The sequence below is a fragment of the Pseudomonas emilianonis genome, assembly GCF_023072625.1.
Lineage (GTDB): Bacteria > Pseudomonadota > Gammaproteobacteria > Pseudomonadales > Pseudomonadaceae > Aquipseudomonas > Aquipseudomonas paraveronii.
Genome location: NZ_JAKNRV010000663.1, coordinates 1 through 1,332, shown reverse-complemented (window position 1 = coordinate 1,332; position 1,332 = coordinate 1). Strand labels below are relative to the sequence as shown.

The following is a 1,332-nucleotide window of genomic DNA, read 5'->3' as shown; positions in this document are numbered from 1 at the left end:
GGCGTGATCGAATACGCCGGCCATGACCTGGCCGGTGTCGACCCCAGCCAACGGGTGCGCCAGGGTATGGTGCATGTGCTGGAGGGGCGCCATGTGTTCGGTCAACTGACGGTAGAGGACAACCTGCGCAGCGGCGGCTTTGTACGCCGCCTGAGCCGCAAGGCCATGGACGCCGATCTGGAGCGCATCTACGCCTGGTTCCCCAGGCTCAAGACCAAGCGCCACACCCGCGCCGGTCTCACCTCCGGCGGCGAGCAGCAGATGGTCGCCATCGGCCGGGCGTTGATGACCCGTCCTACTTTGGTACTGCTCGACGAGCCGTCCATGGGTTTGGCGCCTATGATCGTGCAGGAGATATTCGAGATCATCGCGCAGCTCAACCGCGAGCAGCAGGTGAGCTTCCTGATTGCCGAGCAGAACATCAACGTCGCACTCAACTATGCGTCCCACGGCTATGTGCTGGACACTGGGCGCGTGGTCTTGAGTGGCAATGCCGCTGAACTGTTGGCGCGCGGCGATTTGCATGACATCTATCTGGGTAAACAGTAAAGGCGAACAGGCATGACTGAATCCATCCGCAACGCTGATGTCCTGATCATCGGTGGCGGCCTGAGCGGCACGATGCTGGCCGTGCAACTGCTGCGCCTGCCCGGTTCGCGGCAGATCCTGGTGATCGAACCGCGCGCCGAACTTGGCCGCGGCGAGGCCTACAGTGCGGTCGAGCTGGGCCATACCTTGAACGGTAACGCGGCGCGCATGAGTGTCGATCCGGATAACGCCGACGACCTGACTCAATGGCTTACCGATTACATCGGCGCTGGTGGCTGGCCGGAGTCGGACCAGCAGCACGTGCCGATCAGCGAGTTGTTCCCGCCGCGCGGGATTTTCGGCTTGTACGCGCAGCAGCGCTTGGCTGAGGCCAAGGCGCTGTCGACGTCCACCGTCGAGCATCTCCGCGCCGAAGTGGTCGACCTGCAAGTGGAGCACGCCTCGACGCTGCTGACCCTGGATAACGGCCAGCAACTGCGCGGCGCCCAGGCGGTCTTGGCCACCGGGATGTTCCCGGCGGCGCGCACGCCGCAGACTGAATCCAGCGGTTTGAACGCCGCCGCGGTAGACCCGTGGGACGTGCAGGCCATGACCCAACTCGACCCCCGGTCCACGGTGCTGATCATCGGTTCCGGGCTGACCATGGTCGATGCCGTGGTGTCCCTGGAACAGGCCGGGCACCGGGGGCCGATCGAGGTGTTCTCGCGCCACGGTCTGCTGCCCCATGTGCGTCGACAGCCACCGGTCTGGGACGATTTTCTCGCCGCCGACCACCGCCTGCGC

General features: G+C 64.9%; 2 protein-coding genes. Both read left to right on the top strand.

Annotation, left to right across the window (positions count from 1 at the left end):
- Window positions 1-549 (top strand): ABC transporter ATP-binding protein (locus L9Z73_RS30655; protein WP_247408707.1); only part of this gene is annotated, 549 nt, incomplete at its 5' end.
- Window positions 550-561: 12 nt separating this feature from the next.
- On the top strand, window positions 562-1,332 hold a 771-nt coding region (locus L9Z73_RS30650), incomplete at its 3' end, for an FAD/NAD(P)-binding protein (protein WP_247408705.1).